This window comes from Arthrobacter sp. Leaf337, from assembly GCF_001423745.1.
Taxonomy (GTDB): Bacteria; Actinomycetota; Actinomycetes; order Actinomycetales; family Micrococcaceae; genus Arthrobacter.
In genome coordinates, this window is record NZ_LMPC01000001.1 from 132,927 (window position 1) to 158,905 (window position 25,979).

General features: G+C 65.6%; 24 protein-coding genes and 2 tRNA genes. 17 read left to right on the top strand and 9 right to left on the bottom strand.

Annotated elements, in window-relative coordinates; genetic code table 11:
• Nucleotides 1-92: 92 nt before the first annotated feature.
• Both ASF98_RS00590 and ASF98_RS00595 read left to right on the top strand, forming a co-directional pair.
• A tRNA-Lys gene (locus ASF98_RS00590) sits at nucleotides 93-168 on the top strand.
• A 172-nt stretch (nucleotides 169-340) separates the two neighbouring features.
• Nucleotides 341-553: a hypothetical protein gene (locus tag ASF98_RS00595; RefSeq protein WP_156372235.1), complete on the top strand. Its 213-nt coding sequence runs from the start codon at nucleotides 341-343 to the stop codon at nucleotides 551-553.
• A 68-nt stretch (nucleotides 554-621) separates the two neighbouring features.
• Here ASF98_RS00595 and ASF98_RS00600 read toward each other — a convergent pair whose 3' ends face one another.
• Nucleotides 622-1,104 carry a MarR family winged helix-turn-helix transcriptional regulator gene (locus tag ASF98_RS00600; protein WP_055796092.1) on the bottom strand — a complete coding sequence of 161 codons (483 nt, stop codon included), beginning with the start codon at nucleotides 1,102-1,104 and terminating at the stop codon, nucleotides 622-624.
• 96 nt (nucleotides 1,105-1,200) lie between these two features.
• Here ASF98_RS00600 and bcp point away from each other — a divergent pair, with 96 nt between their 5' ends.
• The 8 genes from bcp (at nucleotide 1,201) to ASF98_RS00640 (ending at nucleotide 11,387) form a co-directional block, all read left to right on the top strand.
• Nucleotides 1,201-1,671 (top strand): thioredoxin-dependent thiol peroxidase, encoded by a 471-nt coding sequence (bcp, locus tag ASF98_RS00605; protein WP_055796094.1) that lies wholly within the window; start codon nucleotides 1,201-1,203, stop codon nucleotides 1,669-1,671.
• Between the two features lie 141 nt (nucleotides 1,672-1,812).
• A tRNA-Leu gene (locus ASF98_RS00610) sits at nucleotides 1,813-1,894 on the top strand.
• A 250-nt stretch (nucleotides 1,895-2,144) separates the two neighbouring features.
• Nucleotides 2,145-2,819 (top strand): fasciclin domain-containing protein, encoded by a 675-nt coding sequence (locus ASF98_RS00615; protein WP_055796097.1) that lies wholly within the window; start codon nucleotides 2,145-2,147, stop codon nucleotides 2,817-2,819.
• A gap of 228 nt (nucleotides 2,820-3,047) precedes the next feature.
• Complete coding sequence (locus ASF98_RS00620; RefSeq protein WP_200939269.1) at nucleotides 3,048-4,724, top strand: ABC transporter substrate-binding protein; 1,677 nt, start codon at nucleotides 3,048-3,050, stop codon at nucleotides 4,722-4,724.
• 78 nt (nucleotides 4,725-4,802) lie between these two features.
• Nucleotides 4,803-6,308: a malate:quinone oxidoreductase gene (locus ASF98_RS00625; protein ID WP_055796100.1), complete on the top strand. Its 1,506-nt coding sequence runs from the start codon at nucleotides 4,803-4,805 to the stop codon at nucleotides 6,306-6,308.
• Nucleotides 6,309-6,377: 69 nt separating this feature from the next.
• Nucleotides 6,378-9,611 carry an efflux RND transporter permease subunit gene (locus ASF98_RS00630; RefSeq protein WP_055796103.1) on the top strand — a complete coding sequence of 1,078 codons (3,234 nt, stop codon included), beginning with the start codon at nucleotides 6,378-6,380 and terminating at the stop codon, nucleotides 9,609-9,611.
• 190 nt (nucleotides 9,612-9,801) lie between these two features.
• The gene (locus ASF98_RS00635; RefSeq protein ID WP_055796106.1) at nucleotides 9,802-10,926 is read left to right on the top strand and encodes an LLM class flavin-dependent oxidoreductase; all 1,125 of its coding nucleotides are present in this window, start codon (nucleotides 9,802-9,804) and stop codon (nucleotides 10,924-10,926) included.
• Nucleotides 10,926-11,387, top strand: a complete 462-nt coding sequence (locus tag ASF98_RS00640) for a MarR family winged helix-turn-helix transcriptional regulator (protein ID WP_055796110.1) — start codon at nucleotides 10,926-10,928, stop codon at nucleotides 11,385-11,387. The genes ASF98_RS00635 and ASF98_RS00640 overlap by 1 nt, the downstream gene beginning before the upstream one ends.
• An 8-nt stretch (nucleotides 11,388-11,395) precedes the next feature.
• Here ASF98_RS00640 and ASF98_RS00645 read toward each other — a convergent pair whose 3' ends face one another.
• Together ASF98_RS00645 and ASF98_RS00650 are read right to left on the bottom strand one after the other, a co-directional pair.
• On the bottom strand, nucleotides 11,396-12,202 hold the full coding sequence (locus ASF98_RS00645; RefSeq protein ID WP_055796113.1) for a transglutaminase-like domain-containing protein: 807 nt from the start codon (nucleotides 12,200-12,202) through the stop codon (nucleotides 11,396-11,398).
• 75 nt (nucleotides 12,203-12,277) lie between these two features.
• Nucleotides 12,278-13,105, bottom strand: coding sequence for a lipase chaperone (locus tag ASF98_RS00650; protein ID WP_055796115.1), 828 nt, complete (start codon nucleotides 13,103-13,105; stop codon nucleotides 12,278-12,280).
• A 98-nt stretch (nucleotides 13,106-13,203) separates the two neighbouring features.
• On the opposite strand from ASF98_RS00650, the gene ASF98_RS00655 reads away from it, so the two are divergent.
• The 3 genes from ASF98_RS00655 to ASF98_RS00665 all read left to right on the top strand — a co-directional run bounded on the left by ASF98_RS00655 (nucleotide 13,204) and on the right by ASF98_RS00665 (nucleotide 15,326).
• Nucleotides 13,204-13,866, top strand: coding sequence for a DUF1684 domain-containing protein (locus ASF98_RS00655; RefSeq protein WP_055796117.1), 663 nt, complete (start codon nucleotides 13,204-13,206; stop codon nucleotides 13,864-13,866).
• A 75-nt stretch (nucleotides 13,867-13,941) separates the two neighbouring features.
• A complete protein-coding gene (locus tag ASF98_RS00660) occupies nucleotides 13,942-14,784 on the top strand; it encodes a fumarylacetoacetate hydrolase family protein (protein ID WP_055796120.1) in 843 nt (280 codons plus the stop codon).
• 35 nt (nucleotides 14,785-14,819) lie between these two features.
• The gene (locus tag ASF98_RS00665; RefSeq protein WP_055796122.1) at nucleotides 14,820-15,326 is read left to right on the top strand and encodes a GtrA family protein; all 507 of its coding nucleotides are present in this window, start codon (nucleotides 14,820-14,822) and stop codon (nucleotides 15,324-15,326) included.
• Nucleotides 15,327-15,385: 59 nt separating this feature from the next.
• On the opposite strand, the gene ASF98_RS00670 is transcribed toward ASF98_RS00665, so the two are convergent.
• From ASF98_RS00670 to ASF98_RS00695, 6 genes are all read right to left on the bottom strand, one after another.
• A complete protein-coding gene (locus tag ASF98_RS00670; protein WP_055796125.1) occupies nucleotides 15,386-16,531 on the bottom strand; it encodes a cysteine desulfurase family protein in 1,146 nt (381 codons plus the stop codon).
• Nucleotides 16,532-16,538: 7 nt separating this feature from the next.
• The gene (nadC, locus tag ASF98_RS00675) at nucleotides 16,539-17,483 is read right to left on the bottom strand and encodes a carboxylating nicotinate-nucleotide diphosphorylase (RefSeq protein ID WP_055796128.1); all 945 of its coding nucleotides are present in this window, start codon (nucleotides 17,481-17,483) and stop codon (nucleotides 16,539-16,541) included.
• Nucleotides 17,480-19,198 (bottom strand): L-aspartate oxidase, encoded by a 1,719-nt coding sequence (locus ASF98_RS00680; RefSeq protein WP_055796131.1) that lies wholly within the window; start codon nucleotides 19,196-19,198, stop codon nucleotides 17,480-17,482. The genes nadC and ASF98_RS00680 overlap by 4 nt, the downstream gene beginning before the upstream one ends.
• Nucleotides 19,195-20,508 carry a quinolinate synthase NadA gene (gene nadA / locus ASF98_RS00685; RefSeq protein ID WP_055796133.1) on the bottom strand — a complete coding sequence of 438 codons (1,314 nt, stop codon included), beginning with the start codon at nucleotides 20,506-20,508 and terminating at the stop codon, nucleotides 19,195-19,197. The genes ASF98_RS00680 and nadA overlap by 4 nt, the downstream gene beginning before the upstream one ends.
• Entirely contained in the window at nucleotides 20,505-21,215 is a 711-nt protein-coding gene (locus tag ASF98_RS00690; protein ID WP_028272969.1) for an NUDIX hydrolase, read from the bottom strand. Before ASF98_RS00690 ends, nadA begins: the two co-directional genes overlap by 4 nt.
• Nucleotides 21,216-21,358: 143 nt before the next feature.
• A complete protein-coding gene (locus tag ASF98_RS00695) occupies nucleotides 21,359-21,829 on the bottom strand; it encodes an Lrp/AsnC family transcriptional regulator (RefSeq protein ID WP_055796136.1) in 471 nt (156 codons plus the stop codon).
• Between the two features lie 172 nt (nucleotides 21,830-22,001).
• On the opposite strand from ASF98_RS00695, the gene ASF98_RS00700 reads away from it, so the two are divergent.
• The 4 genes from ASF98_RS00700 (at nucleotide 22,002) to ASF98_RS00715 (ending at nucleotide 25,978) form a co-directional block, all read left to right on the top strand.
• Nucleotides 22,002-23,387 (top strand): amino acid permease, encoded by a 1,386-nt coding sequence (locus ASF98_RS00700; protein ID WP_055796139.1) that lies wholly within the window; start codon nucleotides 22,002-22,004, stop codon nucleotides 23,385-23,387.
• 255 nt (nucleotides 23,388-23,642) lie between these two features.
• Nucleotides 23,643-24,599 (top strand): thiamine pyrophosphate-dependent enzyme, encoded by a 957-nt coding sequence (locus ASF98_RS00705; RefSeq protein WP_235505584.1) that lies wholly within the window; start codon nucleotides 23,643-23,645, stop codon nucleotides 24,597-24,599.
• Nucleotides 24,592-25,656: an alpha-ketoacid dehydrogenase subunit beta gene (locus ASF98_RS00710; protein ID WP_055796145.1), complete on the top strand. Its 1,065-nt coding sequence runs from the start codon at nucleotides 24,592-24,594 to the stop codon at nucleotides 25,654-25,656. The genes ASF98_RS00705 and ASF98_RS00710 overlap by 8 nt, the downstream gene beginning before the upstream one ends.
• Nucleotides 25,649-25,978, top strand: a complete 330-nt coding sequence (locus tag ASF98_RS00715; RefSeq protein WP_043482513.1) for a biotin/lipoyl-containing protein — start codon at nucleotides 25,649-25,651, stop codon at nucleotides 25,976-25,978. Before ASF98_RS00710 ends, ASF98_RS00715 begins: the two co-directional genes overlap by 8 nt.
• Nucleotide 25,979 lies beyond the last annotated feature (1 nt).

Here is a 25,979-nt window from a genome sequence, read left to right on the forward strand (position 1 = left end):
TCACACCGGGCTAAAACTCGTGTAGAGTTTCATGTCGTTGCGGAGATGAACGAGGGAAACAAAAGCCATCGGGAAGAACCAAAACAACAGTTGCACCTCTAGCTCAACTGGCAGAGCAATTGACTCTTAATCAATGGGTTCCGGGTTCGAGTCCCGGGGGGTGCACCAGAGAAACCCCGTCTTCACAGGCCACAAGCCGTGAAGGCGGGGTTTCGCTTTGCCCGAAAACACTGCATCAGGCCTGGCCACAATTCTTTAGTAAATATTCACCTTAAGCATCGGAGAACCTGCGCCGCACTGGATAGAGTGACGTCACTATCAGGTGTGGGAGGGGCTAACCATGGCTGTCTTTCGGTTTACTGTGACGGGCACGATCGAAGCCGACGCCGAAGCGCTTGGCGCCGCCATGGCGGCCTCCCTGCCCCTCCACGGACGTCGACGCGCGGGGATCATGGAAAGCAGCCTCGAGTTCAGCGAAAACCCCGGCTCGGCTTTGCAGGCCTTGTTGGAGATGGGCGTAATGGCCGTCCTGCAGCCAAATTGGGCCCCCTGAATAAGGGCTGGGACGTTCAGTCGCTGGAAGCCATTGCCGTCCGGCTCCTGGGGTAGTGAATCAGCTGATCAGTTAGCGCTGTTCACGTCCACGGTGAGGCCGGACTCGGCACTTGCCACGATTGCCTTGGTCTCCGGCGAGGAAAAACGGCTGGCCAGGACTGTCACCACCGCCTGGAGCTCCTGACGAAGGATGTCCGGGTCGATCGAAGCGGCCGCAAGCACGGTTCGCTCCATGTCCGCCGCAGCGGCCACGGCCTCCACTCCGCGCTCAGTCAGGGACACCACGTGGCTTCGGCGGTCGGACGTGCTGCGCTCGCGCCGGATGTGGCCGTGCACCTCGAGCCGGCTGAGTGTTTTTCCCATGGTCTGGGCCTGGACGCGGACCAATTGAGCCAGCTGCGCCTGTGTCATGGGTCCATTAAGGGAAAGTACCTCCATGGCGATCACTCCGGCATGGGTGAGCCCGATGGCTCCCAGCTTCTCGTTCCAGGAGTGTTCCACGAGACGTGCCGCGGTGGACAAGAGGCGCCCTGTGGGCCAGCGATCCATATCAGGCATACAACTTAGTATAGCCAGCGTGGGATTCGTCCCTCGCTCCCCCACTTACTAAGCTTTGATGTCCAGAACATTCCTAAGGAGAAAATCTTGGCTGAACGACTCACCCCCGGCACTCCGGCACCGGACTTTACGCTGAAGGATTCCGCAGGGAAGGACGTCAGCCTGAAGGACTACCGCGGCCGGAACACCGTCGTGTACTTCTACCCTGCAGCGTCGACGCCGGGCTGCACCAAGGAAGCGTGCGACTTCCGCGACACGCTCGCTTCCCTGCAACGCGAAGGCTACGACGTCGTCGGCGTCTCTCCTGATCCGATCGGCAAGCTCGCCACGTTCGCAGAGAAGGAAGGGCTGACTTTCCCTCTCCTGTCCGACGAAGACCACACCGTGGCTGAGGCCTATGGCGCCTGGGGGGAGAAGAAGAATTACGGGCGGACCTACGAGGGCCTCATCCGGTCCACCATTGTGGTGGACCCTGACGGCAAGGTGTCCGTTGCCCAGTACAACGTACGGGCCACCGGCCATGTGGCCAAGCTGCGCAGGGACCTCGGACTGTCTTAGTCGTTTTCGCCAGGCCATGAACGGCACGCGGGCCCATCGAGCGGAAGGCGCCCCCGGCAGGTACACTGGAGCCTGGAATCCGCCGTCGGACGTTTCCTGCTCTCGCAGGAATAGCGGGAAGAACACGCACGACGGCGCCGCGCGCGAGTGGTGAAATTGGCAGACACGCAGGATTTAGGTTCCTGTGCCTTCGGGCGTGGGGGTTCAAGTCCCCCCTTGCGCACAGCTGCACAATCCTCGGAATCCCGGGCCTCATGGTCCGGGATTCCTTCGTTTAACGTCGCCGCACCCGCGCCAGGAGGGACCTCGAAAAAAAGATTCTCTCCGTTCACCCATCCGTTCCTGCCGAGCGGCCGAATACCCATTGAGACACCAACCAAGGGTCGGTTCCCGCAGTCGGAAATTCAGCCAGTGCGGTGATCGACGCAGTCGTTCGCAGCAGGCAATGATCGGCACTAACAAGGAGAATCGAAATGCAGTCATTCAAGCGCACAACTTTCACCGTCGCAGGTGTTGCAGCCGCAGCACTCCTCAGCCTGACCGCCTGTGGCGGTTCAGCCACGACGGCGAACAGCTCCTCCGCACCGGCTTCGACGCCGTCTGCTTCGAGCATGGCTCCGTCACCGTCCGCCAGCTCTGCGGCCGCCATGGATCCGGCCGCCAACCTCGTAGGCCCCGGCTGCGCAGGTTACGCGGAAAAGGTTCCCAGTGGCGCAGGCTCGGTATCAGGAATGGCCCTCGATCCTGTTGCGGTTGCAGCCTCGAACAACCCGCTGCTGACCACCCTCACGGCAGCTGTGTCCGGCAAGCTCAACCCGAAGGTCAACCTCGTGGACACGCTCAATGGCAGTGAATTCACGGTCTTCGCACCGGTGGATGACGCGTTCGCCAAGATCGACGCCGCCACCATCGAAACGCTCAAGACCGACGACGCACTCCTGAGCAAGATCCTGACCTACCACGTGGTTCCGGGCCAGATCACCCCTGACAAGATTGTGGGCACCCACAAAACTGTCCAGGGCGGTTCAGTCACCGTGACCGGCACCAAGGATGCGCTGAAGGTCGATGACGCCAGCGTCATCTGTGGCGGCGTCCAGACGGCCAACGCCACGGTCTACCTGGTGGACTCCGTCCTGATGCCGAAGTAGGCAACCCCGCACGCTCCTGCTCCGGCTCCAGCCTGACTCCCTGGACCGACCCTGGAGAAACGGAGGCCCGCACCGAACGGCGCGGGCCTCCGCTTTGCCCTCAGGCAAGCCGGCCGGCAGCCCGGCGCGCGGCCGGCGCGCACCCGGCGGGTGTCCAGGATCGGTCAATTAGACTGGGGACCGGTCCGTTGTCCGCGGGCCTTCCTGCCGTCCAGAGGTGATCATCGAGTGCCCAGCAGTAAATCGCGCCGCATTGCAGTCAGTATCGGCGCAGGGGTCCTGTCGCTGCTTCTGGCCTCGTGCACGGGCACGCCCGCTCCGGCACCGGCGTCGTCGTCTGCGGTTCCGACCGGCTCGGCATCCGCCGCACCGACAGCGACGTTCACGTTCGGCACCGCTGCCCAGCCGCTGGGACTCGATCCTGCCTTGGCCTCCGACGTCGAGTCCTACCGGATTACCCGCCAGGTCCTCGAAGGCCTCGTCGGAGTGGACCAGACGACGGGACTGCCCACTCCCCTGCTCGCCACCGAGTGGGCAGAGTCAAGTGAAGGCCGCGCCTACACCTTCAAGCTCCGGGAAGGCGTCACCTTCCAGGACGGCTCACCCTTCGATGCGGCGGCCGTCTGCACCAACTTCAACCGATGGTTCAACTTCCCGGAAAGCCTGCGGAAGCAGGCCCCGGGCACGTCGTTCAAGGGCGTCTTCAAGGCCCACGCCGACCAGGCCTCGCTGTCCATCTACAAGGGCTGCACCGCGCTCTCCGCCGGAAACGTCCGGATCGATCTCACACAGCCCTTCACCGGATTCCTCCAGGCCCTGACGCTCCCGGCCTTCGCGATGTCCTCGCCGACTGCGATGGCGGCGCAGAAAGCGGACAGCCTCAGCCAGAGCCGCGACGGCCAGCCGGTCTCGGCCTATGCCCTGCATCCCGTCGGCACTGGCCCCTACAGCTTTGCGGCGTGGGCGGACTCCAGCGTCAAACTGGTCAGCAACAAGGACTACTGGGGCGACAAGGGCCAGATCGGCACCATCAACTTCGTCACCTACGATCATCCGCAGTCCCGGCTCCAGGCCCTCCTCGACGGGAAGATCGACGGCTATGACGCCGTCACCGTGGGCAACTTCGACCAGCTCGTCAAGCGCGGGAAGCAAATCATCCAGCGGGACCCGTTCTCCGTGATGTACCTCGGAATGAACCAGGACGTGCCCATCCTGCAGAACATCAAGGTCCGCCAGGCCATCGAGTTGGCGGTGGACAAGGAAACGCTGATCCGCCGCTTCTTCATCGATAACACCGCCCAGGCGTCCCAGTTCGTCCCGCCCAAACTCAGCGGGTTCAACAACAACGCCCCTTCGCTGGGCCATGATCCGGCCAAGGCCAAAGCGCTTCTGGAGGAGGCCGGCTACAAGGGCGAGGAACTCAAGTTCTACTACCCCCTGAATGTGACCAGGCCATACCTTCCGACACCCGAGAAGATCTATGCGGAACTCAGCAGGCAGCTCACCGCCGTCGGCCTGAACATCAAGCCGGTCCCCGTGGACTGGACGGACGGGTACCTGCAGAAAGTGCAGTCTCCGGGCGACCACGCCCTGCACCTGCTCGGCTGGAACGGTTCCTACTCCGATCCGGACAACTTCGTGGGGCCTTTGTTCGGCGAGAAGAACGGTGAGTTCGGCTACCAGGATCCGCAGGTCTTTTCGAAGATTGCGCGCGCCCGCGGTTTGCCCGAGGGAGACGAACGGACCAAGCAGTACCAGACCATCAACGCCCAGATTGCGGAGACGGTCCCCGCCGTCCCCATTGCCTTCCCCATTTCGGCCCTGGCACTTTCAGACCGGGTGTTGAAGTACCCGGCCTCGCCGGTATTAATCGAGGTTTTCACAAAGGTGGAGCTTAAACCTTGACGGACCGCCCCAATTTCAGTTAGTGGGGCGCCCGGGATATTCTGTGACAGCCAGAGCCGCTGCTATCGGAGACTGATTGTGACTTTCATATCCAAGACCCAACATGCCGACGTCGTCCTGATTGGCGGCGGCATCATGAGCGCCACCCTGGGTGCGTTCATCAAGCAGCTCGAACCGAACTGGACCATTTCGCTGTTCGAACGGCTCGACGAAGCCGGCCTGGAAAGCTCAGGCCCGTGGAACAATGCAGGGACCGGCCACGCCGCCCTATGTGAGCTTAACTACTCTCCCGCAGCCAAAGACGGCTCGGTTGATCCGTCCAAGGCGCTGCACATCAACGAGCAGTTCCAGCTGTCCCGCCAGTTCTGGTCCCACCTGGTCAGCAACTCCCTGATCGGCTCCCCCAAGGGCTTCATCAACACGGTCCCGCACATGAGCTTTGTGATCGGGGACAACAACGCGGACTTCCTGAAGACACGGTATGAGGCACTGAAGCCGAACACCCTCTTCCGCTCCATGGAGTACTCCGAAGACCACGCCCAGATCGCCAAGTGGGCTCCGCTGATCGTCAAGGGCCGGGACCCCAAGCAGCGGATCGCCGCCACCCGCGCGGCCGAAGGGACCGACGTCGACTTCGGCGCGCTGACCCGCGAGCTGACCACGTACCTGGGCAACAACGGTGTGGAGATCAACTACGGCCACGACGTCAACGGCATCCGCCGTGCACCGGGCGGCGGCTGGGACCTCACACTCAAGCACAAGCAGTCCGGCGAGCACGGCAACATCCGCGCGAAGTTCGTCTTCGTCGGCGCCGGTGGCGGCGCGCTCCACCTGCTGCAGGCCTCCGGAATTCCGGAGAGCAAGGGCTACGGCGGCTTCCCGGTCTCCGGCCAGTTCTTCCGCTGCACCGATGAGGCCCTCGCCGCCCGGCACAGCGCCAAGGTCTACGGCCAGGCCTCCGTCGGAGCACCGCCCATGTCCGTGCCGCACCTGGACACCCGCTACGTCAACGGCAAGCGTTCACTGCTGTTCGGCCCGTACGCCGGGTTCTCCACCAATTTCCTCAAGAACGGTTCGTACCTGGACCTGCCGCTGTCCATCCGCCCGAGCAACATCATCCCGATGCTGGCCGTGGCCAAGGACAACATGGACCTCACGGCATACCTGGTCAAGGAAGTGGCCAAGCGCCACGGCGACAAGGTCGAGGCCCTGCGCGAGTACTACCCCGAAGCAAAAGACGGCGATTGGGAACTCATCACCGCCGGCCAGCGTGTTCAGATCATCAAGAAGGACCGGAAGAAGGGCGGTGTCCTGCAGTTCGGCACCGAGGTGATCGCGGCGCGGGACGGTTCCATCGGTGCGCTGCTGGGGGCTTCCCCGGGAGCATCCACCGCCGTTCCCATCATGATCGAACTCCTTCAGAAGTCCTTCCCGAAGGACTTCAAGGGCTGGCAGTCCAAGCTCAAGGAAATGATGCCCGGCTACGGCATCAAACTCAACGACAACCCGGAGTTGGCCACTCAGCTGGAGGCAGACACTGCCAAGGCCCTCCAGCTGGAAGCCGTGGACGCGCCTTCCAGCTGACGCCCTGTTCGGGTTACGGCCGGTTCCACCTCCAACCACTAGACCGTCAACCCACCAGGAGACCATGAGATGTACCGGCTGGCTAAACTTTCGCTGGCAAACAGGGCACTGATCGCGCTGATCACCGTCTTTGCGTCGGTGTTCGGCGTGATCACCATGTCCTCGCTGAAACAAGAGCTCATTCCCTCCATCGAGTTTCCGCAAATCACGGTCATTTCCGCCATGCCCGGGGCCTCGCCGGAAGTAGTGGACAAGCAGGTGAGCGGGCCCCTCGAGACCGCGCTTAACGGTGTCGAGGGGCTCGAGTCGACGTCGTCCACGTCCCGCACGGGCGTTTCCCAGATCACGATGGTGTTCACGTACGGTTCCAACCTGGACCGGGCACGGAACCAGATCGACCGTGCCATCTCCAATGCCAAGCGCGGGTTGCCCGATGACGTCCAGCCGCAGGCCATTGCCGGCAGCATCAGCGATTTCCCGATTGTCTTCCTGGCGGTCTCCTCCGACAAGCCGCTCAGTGAGCTGAACGCCGATCTCCAGCGCCTCAGCGTCCCCCGTCTTCAGAAGCTCGACGGCGTCAGGGGCGCCGACGTCACCGGCGGCGCGTCCCAGCACATCCAGATTCTCCCCCGCCCCGATGCCATGGCAGCCAAGGGCGCCACCCTCCAGTCCATCACCAACGCCCTGAAAAACAACGGGGCTCTGGTTCCGGCAGGCACCATCGAGGAACAGGGCAAAACGCTCTCGCTGCAGATCGGCAGCCCCGTGGACTCCCTGGACGCAGTCAAGGCCCTGCCGCTCAGTGGCGCCAAGGACGCCGCCACCATCGGCAGCGTGGCCGATGTCAGCATCAAGGACGACGCCCGCACCTCGATAACCCGGACCAACGGCAAGGAAACGCTTGCCCTCTCCGTGACGAAAAAGCCCGAAGGTGACACCGTGGCGATCTCCCACGCGGTGAAGGATTCCATCAGCCAGCTCGAAGCCGAGCTGGGATCCAACGCCAAGTTCACCCCGGTGTTCGACCAGGCCCCGTTCATCGAAAAGTCCATCAAGGACCTCACCACGGAGGGCCTCCTGGGCCTCGGCTTTGCCGTCGCGGTGATCCTGGTATTCCTGATGTCCGTGCGGTCCACGCTGGTAACCGCCGTTTCCATCCCGCTCTCGCTGCTCATCACTTTCATCGGGCTCTCTGCCACGGGATACTCGCTGAACATCCTGACCCTCGGAGCACTCACCATCGCGATCGGACGCGTGGTGGACGACTCGATTGTGGTCATCGAGAACATCAAGCGGCACCTGAGCTACGGCGAAACCAAGCTGTCCGCCATCCTCACTTCCATCCGGGAAGTCGCCGGCGCCATCACGGCATCCACCCTGACTACGGTGGCCGTCTTCCTCCCAATAGCCTTTGTCGGGGAACTGGCAGGAGAACTGTTCCGGCCCTTCGCCCTGACGGTGACCATAGCGCTGCTCTCGTCACTCCTGGTGTCCCTCACCATCGTTCCCGTTCTGGCCTACTGGTTCCTCAAGACGCCGGCCGGCAGCGCGGGAGCCGAGCTTTCCGCAGAGGCCGCCCGGGAAGCCGCCGCCAAGGCCCATGAGAAGGAGCAGCGCAGCCTGCTCCAGCGGGGCTACCTGCCCGTCCTGAACAAGACTCAGAAACACCCGGTGGTGACACTCATCGCGGCTGTCCTGGTGCTCGGCGGGACGGCGGCCATGACCCCCCTGCTCGCCACTGACCTGCTGGGCCGCTCCGGCGAAAACAGTATGACGGTCCGCCAGGTCCTGCCGGCCGGAACCAGCCTCACGGACACCAGCGCGGCCGCCGTGAAGGTCGAGGAAGTACTGCGGGACATCGACGGCATCAAGGACGTCCAGGTCACGTCAGGGAACGCGCAGACGGGTTTCACTGCCCTGACCTCCAGCGGCGCCTCCAACTCCTCGTTCACGGTGGTCACCGAGGAGAAGGCCAACCAGGCCCGGCTCCAGGAAACCGTCCGCACCGAACTGGCCAAAATCAGCGACGCCGGCAAGATCTCCGTAGGCTCCCAACAGGGCGGATTCGGCACCACCTCCACGGTGGACATCACTTTGAAGGCGGCAAACTCCGCAGACCTCAGGGCAGCCAGCGATGCCATGGTCAAGGCCATGGAAGGCGTACCCGGCAGCACCGAGGTTGCCACCAACCTTGCGGCAAGCCAGCCGGTGGTCCAGGTCAAGGTGGACCGCGCCAAGGCCGTCGCGGCGGGCTTGAACGAGGAGCAGGTGGCCGGTGTCCTGGCCGCCACCATCAGCCCGTTGCCGGCCGGAACGGTGCGGATCGACACCAACGACTTCCCGGTCCAGATCGGCGAGGGCACCCGCTTTACCAGCATCAGCGCCGTCCGGAACATCCCGCTCCCGGCCGCTGGTGGTGCCGTCACGCTGGGAAGCATCGCTTCTGTGGAGCAGGTGGACATCCCGGTATCCATCACCGCCAGCAACGGCCAGCGGACCGCGCGGGTCTCGGTGACGCCGTCGGGCGCCAACCTGGGCGCAGTGAGCACAGAGGTGCAGAACCGGCTCAAGGGGGTTGAACTGCCCGCAGGCGTCACGGCGGAGATCGGCGGCGCCACCACCCAGCAGACAGAGTCCTTCCAGCAACTGGGCCTGGCCCTGCTGGCCGCCATCGCCATCGTTTACGTGATCATGGTGGCGGCGTTCAAATCGCTCATCCAGCCGCTCATCCTGCTGGTGTCCGTCCCGTTCGCCGCCACGGGAGCCATCGCGCTGCTCCTGGTGACCCGGGTGCCGCTGGGGCTGCCCTCGCTGATCGGCATGCTGATGCTGGTGGGCATCGTGGTGACCAACGCCATCGTCCTGATCGACCTCATCAACCAGTACCGGCAACCACGGACCGGTCTTTCCGGAACGAAGTCCCCCGGAATGAACGTGGCCGATGCCATCACGCACGGGGCGCGGCAACGCCTCCGCCCCATCCTGATGACCGCCCTGGCCACCGTTTTCGCCCTGACGCCCATGGCACTCGGACTTACCGGCGGCGGCGGATTCATCTCACAGCCGCTGGCGATCGTGGTGATCGGCGGTCTGGTTTCCTCGACGGCGCTGACGCTGGTGCTGGTACCAGTCCTGTACCGGCTGGTGGAAGGGCGCCGGGAGAAGAAGACCCTGCTCCGCGCAATGCACGAACGTCCCGACTTCGGTCCGCCGGACGACGTCGACGCAGAGTTCCGCGACTGGACAACGGGCATGGTGCCCAAGGTTTCCGGCCGCCGGGCAGCGGCCGGCGAACCCGAATAGCCGCTTCCTGAAAGTCTTTCTGCGCCTGAACAACAGCAGTGCCCGTGCCACCCGGTGGGACGGGCATTGCTGTTTAACCGTGCGGGAATATCCTGGCGTGCCAGACGTTACATCCACCGATAGATGCAAATGCATGTATCTCGGGTACACTGAAACCAGACCCGAACAGTTCAGGAACGGAAGGCACATCATGCAGATCGGCGTATTCAGTGTCAGTGACATCACCAGCGACCCCACTACCGGCCGCACGCCCACGGAACACGAGCGCATCAAAGCGTCCGTAGCCATCGCCAAGAAGGTCGAAGAGATCGGCATGGACGTCTACGCCATCGGCGAGCACCACAACCGCCCGTTCTTCTCCTCCTCCCCCACCACCACGCTGGCCTACATCGCGGCGCAGACAGAACGCATCATCCTGTCCACGGCGACCACACTGATCACCACCAACGATCCCGTGAAGATCGCCGAAGACTTCGCGATGCTGCAGCACCTTGCTGATGGACGCGTGGACCTCGTGATGGGCCGCGGCAACACGGCACCGGTCTACCCCTGGTTCGGCAAGAACATCCAGGACGGCATCGAACTGGCCATCGAGAACTACAGCCTGCTGCGCAAGCTGTGGGACGAGGACACCGTCAACTGGTCCGGCAAGCACCGCACGCCGCTGCAGAACTTCACGTCCACCCCCCGCCCGCTCGACGGCGTCGCCCCCTTCGTGTGGCACGGTTCCATCCGCACGCCGCAGATCGCGGAAGTGGCTGCGTACTACGGCGACGGCTTCTTCGCGAACAACATCTTCTGGCCCAAGGAGCACTACCAGCAGCTGATCGGCCTCTACCGCGAACGCTACGAGCACTACGGCCACGGCAAGGCCGACCAGGCGATCGTGGGCCTCGGCGGACAATTCTTCATGCGGAAGAACTCGCAGGACGCCGTCAAGGAGTTCCGCCCGTACTTCGACAATGCCCCGGTCTACGGCCACGGCCCCTCCCTGGAGGACTTCACGTCACAGACCCCCCTGACCGTCGGCAGCCCGCAGGAAGTCATCGAAAAGACCCTGACGTTCCGTGAATACTTCGGCGACTACCAGCGCCAGCTGTTCCTGATTGACCACGCGGGCCTGCCGCTAAAGACCGTGCTGGAACAGCTCGACCTGTTCGGCGAAGAGGTCCTGCCGGTCCTGCGCAAGGAGTACGCCGCCCTCACGCCCGCCCATGTACCGGAACCGCCCACGCACGCCGGACGGGTGGCAGCCCGGCTGGCCGCCCAGGTGCAGGAGGATGCAGTGACCAATCCAACGGCCCGGGACGCCTGATGAACGCCCAGCCAGGCGGGTCGCCCGTCAGACTCGCTGCGGAAACCTGGGAGTCGCTGTTCCGCGCCCAGGTTGCGGTGATGCGCAGGCTCCAGTCCGGCCCTGCCTTCAAGTCGCTGGCCGTCAACGAATACGACGTCCTCTTCACCCTCTCGCGTTGCCCCTCCGGCTGGCTGCGCTTGAACGAACTGAACGACAACGTACTCCTCAGCCAGTCCAGCCTCAGCAGGCTTGTGGAGAGGCTGGAGAAACGGGGGCTCCTGGAGCGCATGCCGGCGCCCCAGGACGGACGCGGCGTCCTCCTGAGGCTGACAGATGCCGGCCGGGAGCTGCAGAAGCAGATCGGACGCGAACATGTCCGCGACATTTCCGCACTGATCACCCCCGCACTTACCGCCAGCGAACAGCGTGAACTCCTGCGGCTTACCGAGAAACTGCGCGGGTCCTTGTCAGGGCGCTAAGGCCTGCGTCAGGTTAGGGCGACGAGTTTGGCGGGGTCCTCCACAGGCAGCTGCCCGTCCACCACCGCAGTGACCCGAAGTTCCCGCAAGGACAGGCTTCCGCCGACAGTGGACAGGAAGGCGGTGTCCGAGGAGTCCCGGCCCGCCGTGATCCTCAGCATGCTCTCGCGCGGGGCCAGCCCGGTGGGGTCGATGACATGCCAGGCACCGTTGACATAGGCCTCTGCCACGGCATGGAAATCCATCGGGCTCAGCCCGGGCGCGTAGACCGCCACGAGCCTGGCCGGGACGTCCTTCGAACGCAGGAGGGAAATGGCCAGGTGTGCGAAGTCCCGGCACACGCCACGGCGGTTCAGGAGCGTCTCCACCGCTCCGTCGGTCCCCCGGGAGGAACCGCTGACGTAGCGCAGCTCGCTGAAGACCCAGTTGCGGACCGCGAGCAGGAGCTCTTCGCCCTGGAGGCCGCCGAATTCCGCGTAGGCCGTAGGCAGCAGCCGGTCGGACTCCGCGTAGCGGCTGGGCCGGACGTAGCGGATGAGTTCCATGCGGGTTGGCTCTTCCGGAAGGGCCAGCCCGGAAACGGTGGCCGAGTAGTCCACGGTCACCTCCGTGGGGTCTGCGAACTCCATGTAGTGGAAGCGGCCGCCGTGGTGGTCGGACAGTTCCGTCACGGGCACCGGGTCCGTTCCGGAGGTCACCGACAACGTTTCCACGAGCGACGTATAGCCCGCATTCCTTGCGACGGCAACCGCCAGTGCGACTTTGGTTTCAGCTGCGGTCTTGAAGACGAGGCGGGCGGCCACGCTGCGTTCCATGTATCTCCGGGGTGTGAGGTAGTGGCAGAACAGTCCCCGGTGCCGGCCGGTTGGGTTTACGGGCGGGCGGCGGGACTAACTTTTGATCTTCAGAGACATTAGCATCCGCTGGACATTCGCAAATTCAGACCCCTCGTTGACGTACTTCGCCGCCTGGTCCAGGGTGTCGAAGGCCTTGGCCGGGGCCACTTTCTCATCCGCAGCGAATGCCCGGAGCGCGGCCAGGTCTCCAAACGAGACGTCGCCCTTGCCCTCGGGGCCACGGACCACGTTTTGCAGGGTGCACGCCTTGCCGTCGCCTCCCCCCACCACGTTGGTGATGCCGAAGGAGCCGAAGTATTTGTATCCCTGGATCACGCGGAACACCACATGCGGGGTGATAAGGCCGTCACCCTCACGGTGCGGCAGGTCCACCGGAACACTGCTGACCACCACGTAGGGCCTTCTGGCCGCGTCCGCGCAGGCAGCGGAGGACGGTGATGGCAGGCCCGTCTGCAGCGTCGCCAGGTAGGTCCCCTTGGCGTCCTTGACTTCGACCTTGAGGGCCCCCGGAAGCGTCCCCTGGTCCGGCGTGACTGATTGTGCGATCCAGTCCTGCGGCAGTTCAAAACTCACGACCTTGGCGGGATCCGAAAAGACCTTCCACGCGGCGGCCGTCGCCCCGGCGGAGGCGGATTCCGTACCCGACGCCGAAGGTTGCGCGCCGGTGGCGGAGGATCCGGGTGTTGCGCCTGTTGCCGACGCCGACGGCGTTCCTCCCGCTGTCGCGCTCTCGGACGGGCTGCTGCCCGCCGTCCAGGCCGGTTGTCCCTTGCCGTCACCGCTGCATCCGGACATCACCGCGGCCGCCACGATGAACGCCGCGCCCAGCCGTGCCCTGCGGGCCATTGCCTTCCCTGTCATGAGGCAAGAGTAGCCGCGCGGCCGGTGCAGCCGCCGCGTTCCGGGCGGAGTGTTGACGCACGGGGTTTCCCGCCCGCAAAGAGGGCTACGCTGGGGGCATGGCGGAACAGCACTTTGACGCGGAGCAGGACAGCGTGGCGGACATCTCGGCCCTGGACATTGCCGACTGGCGGATCCGGACCTTTGCCATGTACCAAAACGTCCGAAGGATAGCCGTGGACAGCCCCGCCGAGGCGCACTCGTATTGGCGGCAGGAACGCGACAGGATGTTCGGCACGCACCCGGCGTCGGCACTCACCGCAGCATCCAAGGCCACGTTCAGCGGCCTCCGGACAGCTGACTACGACCCCATCTACAGGTTCCACGTGCCCCTGACGAAAGAGGGAGCCGGCCGGGAAATGAACGTCGAGACGGGCACCGACGGGCTGGTCAGGTTCGTCCGGCTGGGCACTTTCGACCTGCCCGAGATGGGTCAACTGGGCGTCTGGAAGCTGCACGGTTACGGCGGCGGCATCTTCGTGCCGTTCCGGGATGCGACGGCGGGTCAGCCCGGCGGCAGCTACGGCGCCGGACGCTACCTGCTGGACACAATCAAGGGCGCCTTCCACGGCGTGCTGGGATCAGGGCCCGACGCCGAGTTCATCCTGGACTTCAACTTCGCCTACAACCCCTCCTGCGCCTACAACGAGGCCTGGGCCTGCCCGCTGGCCGGCCCGTCCAACCGGCTGGCCGTGGAGATCCCGGTCGGCGAACTGTACTGACGGGCCCAGCCGCAGGGCAGGGCCTCCGGCTGACACACTCCGACGGCACGTCCCGGCGGGACGTAGGATGTCGTGATGACCGCACCGACCCGCCGCATTGCCCGCGTCCGCCCGCACTCCCCCGCCTCGGAGCTGGAACAGTTCTTCGTCGCCAATGAAGCTCCGGATTTCGGCAGCGAAGCGGGAAAGCTCTGGACTGTTATCCACAGCCCCTTCCCCGGGTCACTGGCGAACGCGGCGGCTGCCCCGCGGGCAGGCTGGCACCACGGCTCCACTGTCGGCGAAGACGCATTCACGTTCCTGGCGCCAAGCATTCCGGCCAACGTGCTGGGCATGGCGCACAACACGGGCCCGGCGGGCCGGGACCTTCCTCCGCAGGCCTTCCACAAGGCAGCCACCAGCGTGGTGGGACCGGGCGATGCCATAGAACTCGCGGCAGGAGTGGGGCATGTGGACCCGGAAGCCGAGCTGACCGTCGTCGTCGGACGCAAGGCCCGCGGGTTGACGCTGGAGAACGCCCGGGAGGCCGTCCTCGGCTTCACTATCGGCAATGACGTCACAGCCCGGGACCTGCAGAAAGCGGACGACCTGTGGATCAGCGCCAAGAGCCAGGACACGTTCACACCGGTAGGACCGTGGATCGTGACGGGCCTGGACACCGCCCTGGACAGCGCGGCCCTTTCCATCGGAGTCGTGCACAACGGAACTGAGCTGAGGGCTGCCAGTTCAGCGGACCTCGGCTGGGGCGTGGACGAAATCCTGGTTTATCTGACGTCCTTCATGACGCTCCACCCCGGAGACCTGGTCCTCACCGGATTCCCTGCCGAAAGCGCACAGCTGCACCCCGGAGACACCGTTACCTGCCGGGTGGAAGGGATCGGCGAACTGACGAACCCGGTCAGGGACGCCGCCGCCTGACCGAATCCGCCGGTGTGGTGTGGCAGGCTTGAGCGATGGAATCACCTGCTGCGACCGCCGTCCCGCTGACGCAACAGTCCGGTTCCGACACGGCCGTCCGGCGGCCACCGGCCACGAAGCACTACCGCGGCGTCCTGCGATTCCCCGCAGTCCGGCAGCTAATCCGTTTCACTGGTGTAGGGATTGTGTGCACGGTGACCTCGCTTGCCCTGTACGCGCTGCTACGGCCCTGGCTGGGGCCGCAACTGGCCAACGCCTCGGCGCTGATCATCACCTCGGTGATGAACACGGCCCTGAACCGGCGGCTCACGTTCAAAATCGCCGGACGTAGCAAAGTCGGCAGGGACCACCTGAGCGGCCTGGTGGTCATCGTGATTGCGCTGGTACTCACCGGAGGCAGCCTCGGAGTGCTGCACTGGTTCAATCCTGATGCGAGCATGTCCGATGAGCTGTGGACCACCACGTTGTCCGGCTTCGCGGCCACTGCAGTGCGCTTTGCGCTGCTGCGGCACTGGATCTTCCGCCGCGCACGGCACCGCTGACGGCACCGTGCAGCGGCAGCCCGGATAGCGCGCCTGACCGCGCGCTGCGGGCATGCGCCCTAGCGGATGCCCAGCGTCTGCACGCTGTCCACTGCGTGCCGGACGGCCGCTGCTGCTTCGTGCAGTTCCGCCGCCGTCACCGAGGCGTCAAAGCTGAAGCGGACGGCGGTCTGGGCGACGTCGGACGGAATGCCCATCGCCAGCAGCACCGGCGAGGCGGCATCGGATCCGGCGGCGCAGGCGGACCCGCTGGAGCACACCACGCCTTGCCGTTCCAGCTCAAGGAGCACCGATTCGCCGCTGGTCCCCGGGAAGCAGAAGGAAGCCACCGAGGGCAGCCGCTCGGCAGGGTGTCCTGTCAGATGCGCGCCGGGCACCCCGGCCAGGACCTCGCGGATGAAGTCGTCCCGCAGGGCTTCGACGTGCTCCTGACCGGGGCGGACCAGCGCCAGTGCGGTGGCCAACGCCACGGCGCCCGCAACATTCTCGGTTCCGGAGCGGCGGCCGCGTTCCTGCCCGCCGCCATGGAGCAGGGGTTCAACCCGGGTGCGGCTCCGCACGAACAGCGCTCCGTTGCCTTTGGGTGCACCCAGCTTGTGCCCGGAGATGCTCATGGCGTCCACACCGAGGATTTTCGTGTCCAGCGGAAGCCAGCCCGCAGCCTGGACAGCGTCCGTGTGGAACGGGATGCCTTTCTCACGGCACAGCGCGGCCAGTTCCCGGATTGGCTGGACCGTTCCCACTTCATTGTTCGCATACATCACGCTGACCAGCGCCGTCTCCCGGCGGAGCACGGCTGCAAGGGCTGCGGGTGTCACTTGCCCGTAGCCGTCCACCGGGACGGTATCAACGGCGAAACCGTGGAACCGTTCGAGGTACCGTGCCGATTCTTCCACCGCGGGATGTTCGACGGCGCTGATCACCACGCGGTTGAGGGCCTGGTCCGCAGCCTGTCGCGCAAGTGCGATTCCCTTGACGGCCAAGTTGTCCGCCTCAGTGCCGCCGGACGTGAAGGTAACCTCCGCGGGCCGGCAGTTCAGCGACTTGGCCGTGGCCGTGCGAGCGCCGGCGAGCGCCGTGGCGGCGGACTCTCCGAGCGAGTGGTGGCTCGACGGGTTTCCGAAGTCGCCGGTGAGGTATGGCCACATGGCTTCCAGCACTTCGCGGCGGACCGGCGTGGTTGCTGCGGCGTCCAGGAAAATCATGGCCCGTTCAGCCCACCGTCAGTTCAGCGTCAGTCAGTTCAACGCCCAGCAGTTCAATGTCGAGGCCCAGATCGAGGGCGATCACACTGTGCGTGAGGCCGCCGATGGAAATGACGTCCACACCAGTGGCCGCGATCGCTGCGACAGTACCGAGGTTGACGTTGCCGCTGGCTTCCACCCGGGCCCGACCGTCCACGAGCGCCACACCGGCGGCCAGTTCCTCCAGCGTGAAGTTGTCCAGCATGATCGTGTCCACTCCGGCGGCGAGCACAGGCTCCACCTGCTCCATCCGGTCCACTTCAACCTCGAAGTGCGTGGTGTGGCCGAGCTGCGCTTTCGCCGACCTGAGCACTGCGGTGAGTTTCGCCGGATCGCCTCCAGTGATGACCGCGAGGTGGTTGTCCTTGGCCAGCACGGCGTCGGACAGGCTGAAGCGGTGGTTGGCTCCGCCGCCGCAGCGTACTGCGTAGCGTTCCAGCACCCGCAGGCCCGGAGTCGTCTTCCGCGTGTCGGTGATGCGGGCTTTGGTTCCCTGGACAAGGTCCACGAATTCGGCCGTCTTCGTCGCGATCGCGCTCATCCTTTGAACCAGGTTCAGGGCCACGCGCTCGGCAAGCAGGACTGCCCGGGCGTTGCCGGACACCCTGGCCAGCGCCGTGCCCGCGCCGAACCTTCCGCCGTCCGCCACCAACAGCTCGACGACGGCGTCCGGGTCCGTGAGTTTCATGGCGGCAGCGAACACGGCTCCCCCGCTGAGGACGCCCGGGACACGGGCGTTCAGCACCGCCGTCGCGCGTGCCTGCGCTGGAATCAGGACCTGCGAGGTGATGTCACCGTAAGGGGCATCCTCGGCGAGCGCGGCGCTGAGCACACCCAGCACGGCGGCTTCGGGGAGGCTGCCGGTGAGCTCAACGCCCGTCCGGGCCAGTGTTTCCTGGGCGGTGGTGGTCATGAGGAAATCCTTTGCATCGAATGGGAGGGGGCGGCCGCGGGGTCCGTATCCGCCCGGTAGTGGGCACCCACGGAGGCAGTCCGGTTCCGGGCGGCCTCCACGAGCAGCCGGGCGGCCAGCAACAGGTTGCGGTCTTCAAACTGACGCGGGTCGCGCGCGTCAGTACCGTCGATGGATTCCGCCCACTCGGCCAACTGGACGGCAGCAGCATCGAGTTCAGACCCTGTTCGCAGCACCCCGGCAGCACCGGTCATCAACCGCCCCAGAGCGTCCCGCGAGAACGGACCGGGATCCGGCACAGTCATAACGACATCTTCGGGCTGCGCCGCTGAGGCCGCTTCCCCGCACGCAAGGCCGCGCTTCCCGCCGTCGTTCGAGGGTGTTCCGGAAGCGTGCGTCAAGGGGAGGCCGCCAGCGGCCGAGACAGCACGCGGAGGAACAGCGTCGTACGGCGCCCCAGCCGACGGTTCAGGTGAAAGGAAGGACTCCACAGCGCGCCGGCCGAAAACCAGCCCTTCGAGCAGCGAGTTGCTGGCGAGCCGATTGGCGCCCTGAGCGCCGGTGCAAGCTACTTCGCCCGCTGCGTAGAGTCCCGGGACGGTGGTCCGTCCGCCCAGGTCCGTGGCCACCCCGCCCATCCAGTAGTGGGCTGCCGGAGACACCGGAAGCGGTTCGGCCGTCCAGTCGTATCCTGCCGCCGCCGTGGCGGCGGTGATCGTAGGGAACCGCCGCGCCAGGAAGTCCGGGCCCTTGGCGGCAGCAATGCCCCGGGCGTCCAGGAACACCGGGCTGTCCGCCGGCACCCCGGTCCGGGCAAGGTGCAGCGCGATGCTGCGGGAGACGACGTCGCGCGGTGCAAGTTCGGCGTCGGGATGATAGTCCGGCATAAAGCGGTGGCCGTCGGCATCGATCAGCACCGCGCCCTCGCCGCGGACTGCTTCGGACACCAGAAGCGGCGGCGGGCCGCCTGCCGTCTCCGTCATCGCCATGGTGGTGGGGTGGAACTGGAAGAATTCGAGGTCGCTCACTGCGGCGCCTGCACGCCAGGCCAGCGCCAGTCCGTCGGCTGTGGCCACCGAGGGATTGCTGGTGCGCGCGAAAATCCTTCCGGCACCGCCGGTGGCGAGCAGCACGCCCGTGGCTGCCAGGTTCTTGAGTTCGCCGTTCTGCAGGTAAGTCACGCCGGTCACCCGGCCGTCCGCCGTCGTCAGTTCCGTGACGAAAGCGCCTGTTTCCAGCCGGAGCCGGCCGGACACCGCCCGTTCCAGGACCGCGGCGATCAGTCCGCGGGCAATGCGGGCGCCGGTGGCGTCCCCGCCGGCGTGCAGGATGCGCGGTGCGGAATGGGCAGCTTCCAGTCCCAGTGCGGTGTCCCCCTGCGCATCGGCATCGAAGGTGACCCCGTACCGGCGCAGCCCGGCAATGTCCTGTGCCGCCTCCGTGCAGAGGATGCGCACGGCCTCCAGGTTGTTCAGGCCCGCCCCTGCGGCCAGCGTGTCGGCCACGTGGGCCTCCACGGAGTCGCCGGGGGCGGCTTCGCCCGGTTCCAGCACAGCCGACACGCCGCCCTGGGCGTAAAAGGTGTTGCTGTGCTCCAGCTGCCCCTTGCTGAGCAGGACCACTTCCGCCGCAGAGCCATCTTGGGCGTCGGCCGCCAGAAGCGCCGCGTAGAGTCCGGCAATACCGCTGCCGGCAACCACAAGCCGCCTGGTCACGGCCGCGCCGCCAGCATCCGCTCGAGGGCCACGCGTGCCGGAGCGGCAACGTCGTCGTCCACGGTGATGCGGTTGAGGACTTCGCCGTTGACCAGCGCCTCCAGTACCCAGGCCAGGTAACCGGGGTGGATCCGGTACATGGTGGAGCAGGGGCAAATGACCGGGTCCAGGCAGAAGATGGTGTGCTGCGGGTACTCCGCCGCCAGCCGGTTGACCATGTTGATCTCGGTGCCGATCGCAAACGTCGTGGGTTCCGTGGCGGCGGCGATGGCCTTCCGGATGAAGTCAGTGGAACCGGCGGAATCCGCGGCGTCCACCACCTCCATGGGGCACTCGGGGTGCACGATCACGTTGACGCCGGGGAAGTCGGCGCGGGCCTTCTCGATCTGCCCCACGTTGAAGCGCTTGTGCACGGAGCAGAAGCCGTGCCAGAGGATCACGCGGGAATCGAGCAGGGTCTTCTCGTCGTTGCCGCCGAGGTCCTTGCGCGGGTTCCACATGGGCATCTGATCCATCGGCACGCCCATGGCCTTGGCAGTGTTGCGGCCCAGGTGCTGGTCGGGGAAGAACAGGACCCGCTGGCCGCGCTGGAAGGCCCATTCGAGCACTGTGGCGGCGTTGGATGAGGTGCAGACGATGCCGCCGTGGTCGCCGCAGAAGCCCTTGAGCGCCGCGGAGGAGTTCATGTAGGTGACGGGGATGACCGGAACCCGGCCGTCGGCGTCGGGCTCGGTGCCGTAAAGCTCCTCCAGCTGCTCCCAGCATTCGGTCACGGAATCGATGTCCGCCATGTCCGCCATGGAGCAGCCCGCTGCGAGGTTTGGCAGGATGACCGCCTGGTCCGGCTGCGAGAGGATGTCCGCGGTTTCAGCCATGAAGTGGACGCCGCAGAAGATGATGGCCTCGGCGTCCGGCCGGGTCAGCGCGGCATTGGCCAGCTGGAAGGAGTCACCCACGAAGTCGGCGTACTCAATCACCTCGTCCCGCTGGTAGAAGTGCCCGAGGATGACGGCCTTCTCCCCGAGTGCGGCTTTGGCCGCCCGGATGCGGGTGTCCAGTTCGGCGTCGCTGGCCTTCTTGTATTCCTCGGGCAGCTGCCCCTGGCGCGGGGTGGCCGCGGGGGCGACGTCCGAGCTGGAAGCACCCGGGCCGTACGCGGGCACACCGGCTAGGGCCTCTGCGAGATCGTAATCCCATGGCCCGCGGGCCAGTGCCGGGCTGCAGGTGGAGGCGGCTGTTGCAATGCCTGTGGCACTGCTGGCGGCCTGTTCGCGAGTGATCAACTGGATTGCCGTGTTGACGCTGCTCATGGTGTGCTCCTGTTATCTGGGTCAAGGCCGGGGCGGCCGGTAAAGCGGTAGAGGCGGGGAGGGCGGTGTTTTCCGCCCTGCAGGTATTCGCCGGTTTCTTCGATTTCCGGCGTGGACTTGAGCTGGCGACGGAAATTCGCGGGATCCAGCTCCCGGTCAAGGACGGCTTCGTAGACCTCCCGGACCTGGGCCAGGGTGAAGTACTCCCCCAGCAGGTGGTAGGCCACCGAACCGTAGGCCAGCTTGTTGCGCAGGCGCCCGAGGGCATAGTCCACGATCGCGTTGTGGTCGAAGGCCAGGTCTCCCAGGCGGTCTGCCCGGAACCACTTGACGTTCTCTGATTCGTCGGCGAGCGCGGCTTCCGTCGGCTGGACCAGCGCCCAGTACACGATGGACACCACACGCTGGGACGGCGAGCGGTGCAGGCCGCCGAAGGCGTAGAGCTGTTCGAGGTAGTTCGGCGCCAGTCCGGTGGTTTCCCGCAGGTTCCGCGACGCCGCGTCCTGAAGGGATTCAGCGTGGGTCAGCGGGCCTCCGGGCAGTGCCCACAGATCCTTGAACGGCTCACGGATGCGGCGTACCAGCGGGAGCCACAGCGTGGGCCGCCCGGATTTCTCGCTGGGACGGAGGGCGAAGATCACCGTGGAAATGGCGAGCGACGGCGGTGCGGCCTGGCGCTCGGCAACGTTGGCGGAGCTTGTATACACGGCGGTTCACCCCGCTTTCTTCGCACGCGACGGTGCCTCTGGGCTTCGACCGGTGACCCGTCCGCGGGTACTCCGGTTAGTTATAGTCAATATGACTAGAACTAATGGTACGACTGCAGGGCCCCTACACAAAATGCTTCAGGTCACATTGCAGCTGCCGCTTCGAGCAGCGGCAGCGTCCGGCCCTGGAAGTGTGTGTTCAGGACAATCACGGACGAGGACCTCAGCACGGTCTTCGTGGCGATCATGGCATCAAGGACACGCTGCAGGTCGGGGTTGGACCGCGCCGCGATCCGAGCCATCAGGTCCGAGCTGCCGGAAACGGTATGGATCTCGATCAGTTCAGGAATCCCTGCCAGCGCTTCGACCACGGCATCGTGCCCCAGGTCCTGGTTGATGGTGAGCGAGCAGAACGCCACCACCGGGTAGCCGAAATGGGAGGGGTCCGGCTGCGGCACCCACGAACCGATGACTCCTCCGGCCGTCATCCGGTCCAGCCGGGACTGGACGGTGGCGCGGGCGATCTTCAGGACGCGCGAGGCTTCCAGCACCGACGCCCTGGGCGAATCCGTGAAGAATCGGACAATTTTGGCGTCCATTGCGTCCACATTCATTGATTTCCCTTTCAGCCCGGCCCAATAGTTTACAAATCGCCGCACAAGCGGGCGATACTCCTGCAAACTGCCACCATGCTCTCACGGAAGCTGTGCGAGGAGGCCCGCGCGGGACGGTAAATTCAATATGTCCCAAAAGGACCAACCACCGACCACAAGAAGGTTCGCAAGCATGACGATGAAGTCCACCGCAGAGCGCCCATCCACTTCGCTCGGCCACAGCATGAAACCCCGCCAGCTGACCATGATGGGGCTGGGCAGCGCCATCGGGGCGGGCCTGTTCCTCGGCTCAGGCGCTGGCGTCCAGGCCGCGGGGCCGGCCGTCCTGATCTCCTACCTCGTGGCCGGCACGCTGATCATCCTGGTCATGTGGGCGTTGGGCGAAATGGCTGCCGCCAACCCGAATAGCGGAGCATTCTCGGTGTACGCGGAAAAGGCCATGGGCAGGACTGCCGGCGCAACCGTGGGGTGGCTGTGGTGGCTGCAGCTGGTAGTGGTCATCGCCGCCGAAGCCCTCGGCGCGGCGGGCCTCCTTTTTACGGTGTGGCCGGTGATTCCCGTCTGGGTGCTCTCCCTGGTGTTCATGGCCCTCTTCACCGCCATCAACCTGGCCGGCGTGAACAACTTCGGCGAATTCGAGTTCTGGTTCGCCATCCTCAAGGTGGCCGCAATCCTGATGTTCCTGGGGATCGGCACGGCGCTCCTGCTGGGCCTGCTGCCTGACGCACCAAGCCCGGGCCTGGGCAACATCACCGGAAACTTCGCCCCCGCCGGCCTCGGCGGAATTGCCACTGCGCTGTTCGTGGTGATCTTCGCCTTCGGCGGCACCGAGATCGTCAGCGTTGCCGCCGCCGAAACCGAAAACCCCCGCCACAGTGTGGCCCAGGCGATCCGTACGGTGCTGTGGCGGATCCTGGTGTTTTACATCGGCTCGGTGTTTGTCATTGCCGCTGTCCTGCCGGCCACCTCCGAATCCCTCGCCTCGCCGTTCGCCGGCGTACTCGATGCCGCACGGATTCCGGGAGCCGGCACGGCCATCACCCTGGTGGCTGTCATTGCACTGCTGTCCGCGCTCAACGCGAACCTCTACGGTGCGTCCCGGATGATCTATTCGCTGGCCCAGCGCGACGAAGCCCCGCGCTTCCTGTCGAAGCTGAATGCGGCCAGGGTGCCGATGGTTGCCGTGGGCGTCTCCGTGGCCTTCGGCTTCATCGCCGCCGTGCTTGAACTCCTCTTCCCGGAACAGATCCTCCCGGCGCTATTCCAGCTGGTGGGCTCAACCTGCCTCATGGTCTGGGGCTCTGCCCTCATCTCCCAGCTCATCCTGCGCCGCAAGGCGGATCGCGACGGCACCGAGCTTCCGCTCCGAATGAAGGGCTTCCCGGGCCTGACGATCTTCGGACTGGTCCTGCTGGCGCTGATCTTCGCTGTCGGTTTCAGCAGCCCCGAGAGCAGCCGCCAGCTGGTGAGCACCATCATCCTGGTTGCCGCGATTGCCGCGGCCTGCAGGATCGGCGCCAAGGTCACAGCGTCCCGCCGGGCGAGCGCAGCAAGGTAGGCACGTAGGCAGCAGCCCAAGCGGATCGCTCCCGATTCCACTAGGCAAATTGCTATGCGATACAGCTCCAGCCATGGCAGCTTTTCACAATCTGGCAAGTCCAACGTGGGCTGATTGCCCAGCCTTCCGCCCGTGACTAGGGTCACAGGCATGGATACCTCGCCTTCCCCTTTGAACGGCAACGACGCCGGGCACCTGTCGGGACCACATGCTGAACCCCTGACCGCCGAGCAGCTTCGCGAACTGTATTCGCTGATGGTGGCCGTCCGGCACCTGGACACATCGGCGATCGCCTGGCAGCGCCAGGGGCTCATCCCCGGCTACGCGCCGGAACTCGGCCAGGAGGCCGCACAGGTGGGAAGCGGCTACGCCGTGGACACCACCCGCGACTTCGTCTTCCCCACCTACCGGGAAATGGGCGTGGCCCGGGCCATGGGTGTGGACATGGTGGCCTATATGTCCACACACAAGGCCACGTGGCACGGCGGACTCTATAACCCGATCGAGTCCCGGCTTGCACCCATCCAGGCCGTGGTGGGCGGATCGGTGCTCCACGCCGTGGGCTGGGCCCACGGCCAGACGCTGGATCAGGCGGACGGCGTGGCCATGACGTACTTCGGCGACGGCGCGTCGTCCCAGGGCGATATCCATGAGGCGATGAACTTCGCGGCGGTCATGAAGGCTCCGGTGGTCTTTTTCGTCCAGAACAACGGCTGGGCCATCTCGGTCCCCACGGAACGCCAGGTGGCCGGCGGATCCGTCGCCGCCCGCGCGGCGGGCTACGGCATGCCGGCACTGAGGATCGACGGGAACGACGTCGTTGCCGTGGCCGAAGCGACGCGCCGCGCCTTCGCGCACGCGCGCGCCGGCAATGGCCCGGTGCTCATCGAGGCCATGACCTACCGCCGCGGCCCGCACTCCACCTCCGATGACCCGGGCAGGTACCGGTCGCTCAATGAAGAGCGCGACGACGCCGGCGAAGACCCGCTGGAACGGTTCCGGAAGCAGCTGCTAGCCGACGGTATCGCCGACGATGCCTTCTTCGCCGAAGCATTGGCAGCCGCCAAAGCCGAGGAGGACGACATCCGCGCCGGGATCCAGGCGCTCGGTTCCCGCCCCGGCACCGAAATGTTCGACCTGGTCTTCCAGGAAACCACCCCTGCACTGCAGGCCCAGGCCGCCAGCTGGCGCGAGGAGTCCGAACATGTCTAATGCCACCCTTGAAAGCGGGGCCGCCATGGCCGAAGGAACTGCACGCCGCGGAGTTGAACAGTTGTCCATGCAGCAGGCACTGAACCGTGCCCTGGACGAGGTGCTCGCCGCGAACCCGAAAGCGCTGGTCTTCGGTGAGGACTGCGGCCGGCTCGGCGGCGTGTTCCGCATTACCGACGGCCTCCAGGCGAAGCACGGCACCGGCCGGGTGTTTGATACCCCGCTCGCCGAGTCCGGCATCCTGGGCATGTCGGTGGGGCTGGCGATGGCCGGCTTCCATCCAATCCCGGAGGTCCAGTTCGACGGCTTCGCCTACCCGGCCGTCAACCAGATCGTCTGCCAGATTGCCCGGATGAACTACCGCAGCCGCGGCACGATGCCGATGCCCATCACCCTGCGCGTGCCCAGCTTCGGCGGCATCCGCGCCCCCGAACACCACGGCGAAAGCCTCGAGGCGCTCTTCGCGCACGTACCGGGCCTGAAGGTCGTCTCGCCGTCGAACCCGCACGAGGCATACCACCTGCTCAAGTACGCCGCCACGCGGCCTGACCCGGTGATCTTCATGGAGCCGAAGTCCCGCTACTGGCAAAAAGGCGAGGTCGACTTCGACTCTCCGGACCCGGCAGGCTCCCCCACCGGCGGCTCCCCCACCGGCGCGAAAGTCATGCGTGCGGGCCGCCACCTCACGCTCGTCGCCTGGGGCGCCATGGTGGCGCGCTGCCTGCAGGTGGCCGAGCTCGCCGCCGAGGACGGGATCGACATCGAGGTCCTGGATCTGCGCTGGCTGAAGCCCATCGATGAAGCCACGCTGGCGGCGTCCGTGCGGAAGACGCGGCGCGCCGTCGTCGTCCATGAAGCGCCGCTCACCTCCGGGCTTGGCGCCGAAGTTGCCCAGCTCATCACGCAGGCCTGCTTCGACACGCTCAAGGCACCCGTGGAGCGCATCACCGGCTTCGACGTGCCGTATCCCTCGGGCGATCTGGAAGACGAATACATCCCGAACATTGACCGGATCCTCTTTGGCATCCAGCGAGTATTGGAGTACAAACGTGGCTGAAATTTCCTTCCCGCTCCCCGACCTCGGCGAGGGCCTGATCGAGGCAACGGTGCTGGAGTGGCTGGTTTCCCCGGGCGATCAGGTGGAGCGCAACCAGCCGCTCGTCGAAGTGGAAACCACCAAATCCGCTGTTGAACTGCCCAGTCCGCAGGCAGGTAAAGTGGTGCGTATCCACGGCGGGCCCGGTGACAAGATCAATGTCGGCGAGCCCCTGATTGTGTTTGAGGTGCCGGACAACACTGCCGGCATCGTGGGCACGGTCCCGAAGGAAGAGGCACCAAAGCGCCGGGTCCGCCTGAGCGCCGTACTTGATGAGGACTGAC

Coding starts and splice junctions, on each gene's coding strand:
- ASF98_RS00695 (WP_055796136.1), bottom strand. CDS start 21,829: ATGAATGTGGACGCAATGGACGCCAAAATTGTCCGATTCTTCACGGAT.
- ASF98_RS00595 (WP_156372235.1), top strand. CDS start 341: ATGGCTGTCTTTCGGTTTACTGTGACGGGCACGATCGAAGCCGACGCC.
- nadA (WP_055796133.1), bottom strand. CDS start 20,508: ATGAGCAGCGTCAACACGGCAATCCAGTTGATCACTCGCGAACAGGCC.
- ASF98_RS00670 (WP_055796125.1), bottom strand. CDS start 16,531: ATGATTTTCCTGGACGCCGCAGCAACCACGCCGGTCCGCCGCGAAGTG.
- ASF98_RS00615 (WP_055796097.1), top strand. CDS start 2,145: ATGCAGTCATTCAAGCGCACAACTTTCACCGTCGCAGGTGTTGCAGCC.
- ASF98_RS00650 (WP_055796115.1), bottom strand. CDS start 13,105: ATGACAGGGAAGGCAATGGCCCGCAGGGCACGGCTGGGCGCGGCGTTC.
- ASF98_RS00660 (WP_055796120.1), top strand. CDS start 13,942: ATGACCGCACCGACCCGCCGCATTGCCCGCGTCCGCCCGCACTCCCCC.
- ASF98_RS00700 (WP_055796139.1), top strand. CDS start 22,002: ATGACGATGAAGTCCACCGCAGAGCGCCCATCCACTTCGCTCGGCCAC.
- ASF98_RS00705 (WP_235505584.1), top strand. CDS start 23,643: ATGGTGGCCGTCCGGCACCTGGACACATCGGCGATCGCCTGGCAGCGC.
- ASF98_RS00665 (WP_055796122.1), top strand. CDS start 14,820: ATGGAATCACCTGCTGCGACCGCCGTCCCGCTGACGCAACAGTCCGGT.
- ASF98_RS00635 (WP_055796106.1), top strand. CDS start 9,802: ATGCAGATCGGCGTATTCAGTGTCAGTGACATCACCAGCGACCCCACT.
- ASF98_RS00655 (WP_055796117.1), top strand. CDS start 13,204: ATGGCGGAACAGCACTTTGACGCGGAGCAGGACAGCGTGGCGGACATC.
- ASF98_RS00710 (WP_055796145.1), top strand. CDS start 24,592: ATGTCTAATGCCACCCTTGAAAGCGGGGCCGCCATGGCCGAAGGAACT.
- ASF98_RS00630 (WP_055796103.1), top strand. CDS start 6,378: ATGTACCGGCTGGCTAAACTTTCGCTGGCAAACAGGGCACTGATCGCG.
- ASF98_RS00645 (WP_055796113.1), bottom strand. CDS start 12,202: ATGGAACGCAGCGTGGCCGCCCGCCTCGTCTTCAAGACCGCAGCTGAA.
- nadC (WP_055796128.1), bottom strand. CDS start 17,483: ATGACCACCACCGCCCAGGAAACACTGGCCCGGACGGGCGTTGAGCTC.
- ASF98_RS00600 (WP_055796092.1), bottom strand. CDS start 1,104: ATGGATCGCTGGCCCACAGGGCGCCTCTTGTCCACCGCGGCACGTCTC.
- ASF98_RS00640 (WP_055796110.1), top strand. CDS start 10,926: ATGAACGCCCAGCCAGGCGGGTCGCCCGTCAGACTCGCTGCGGAAACC.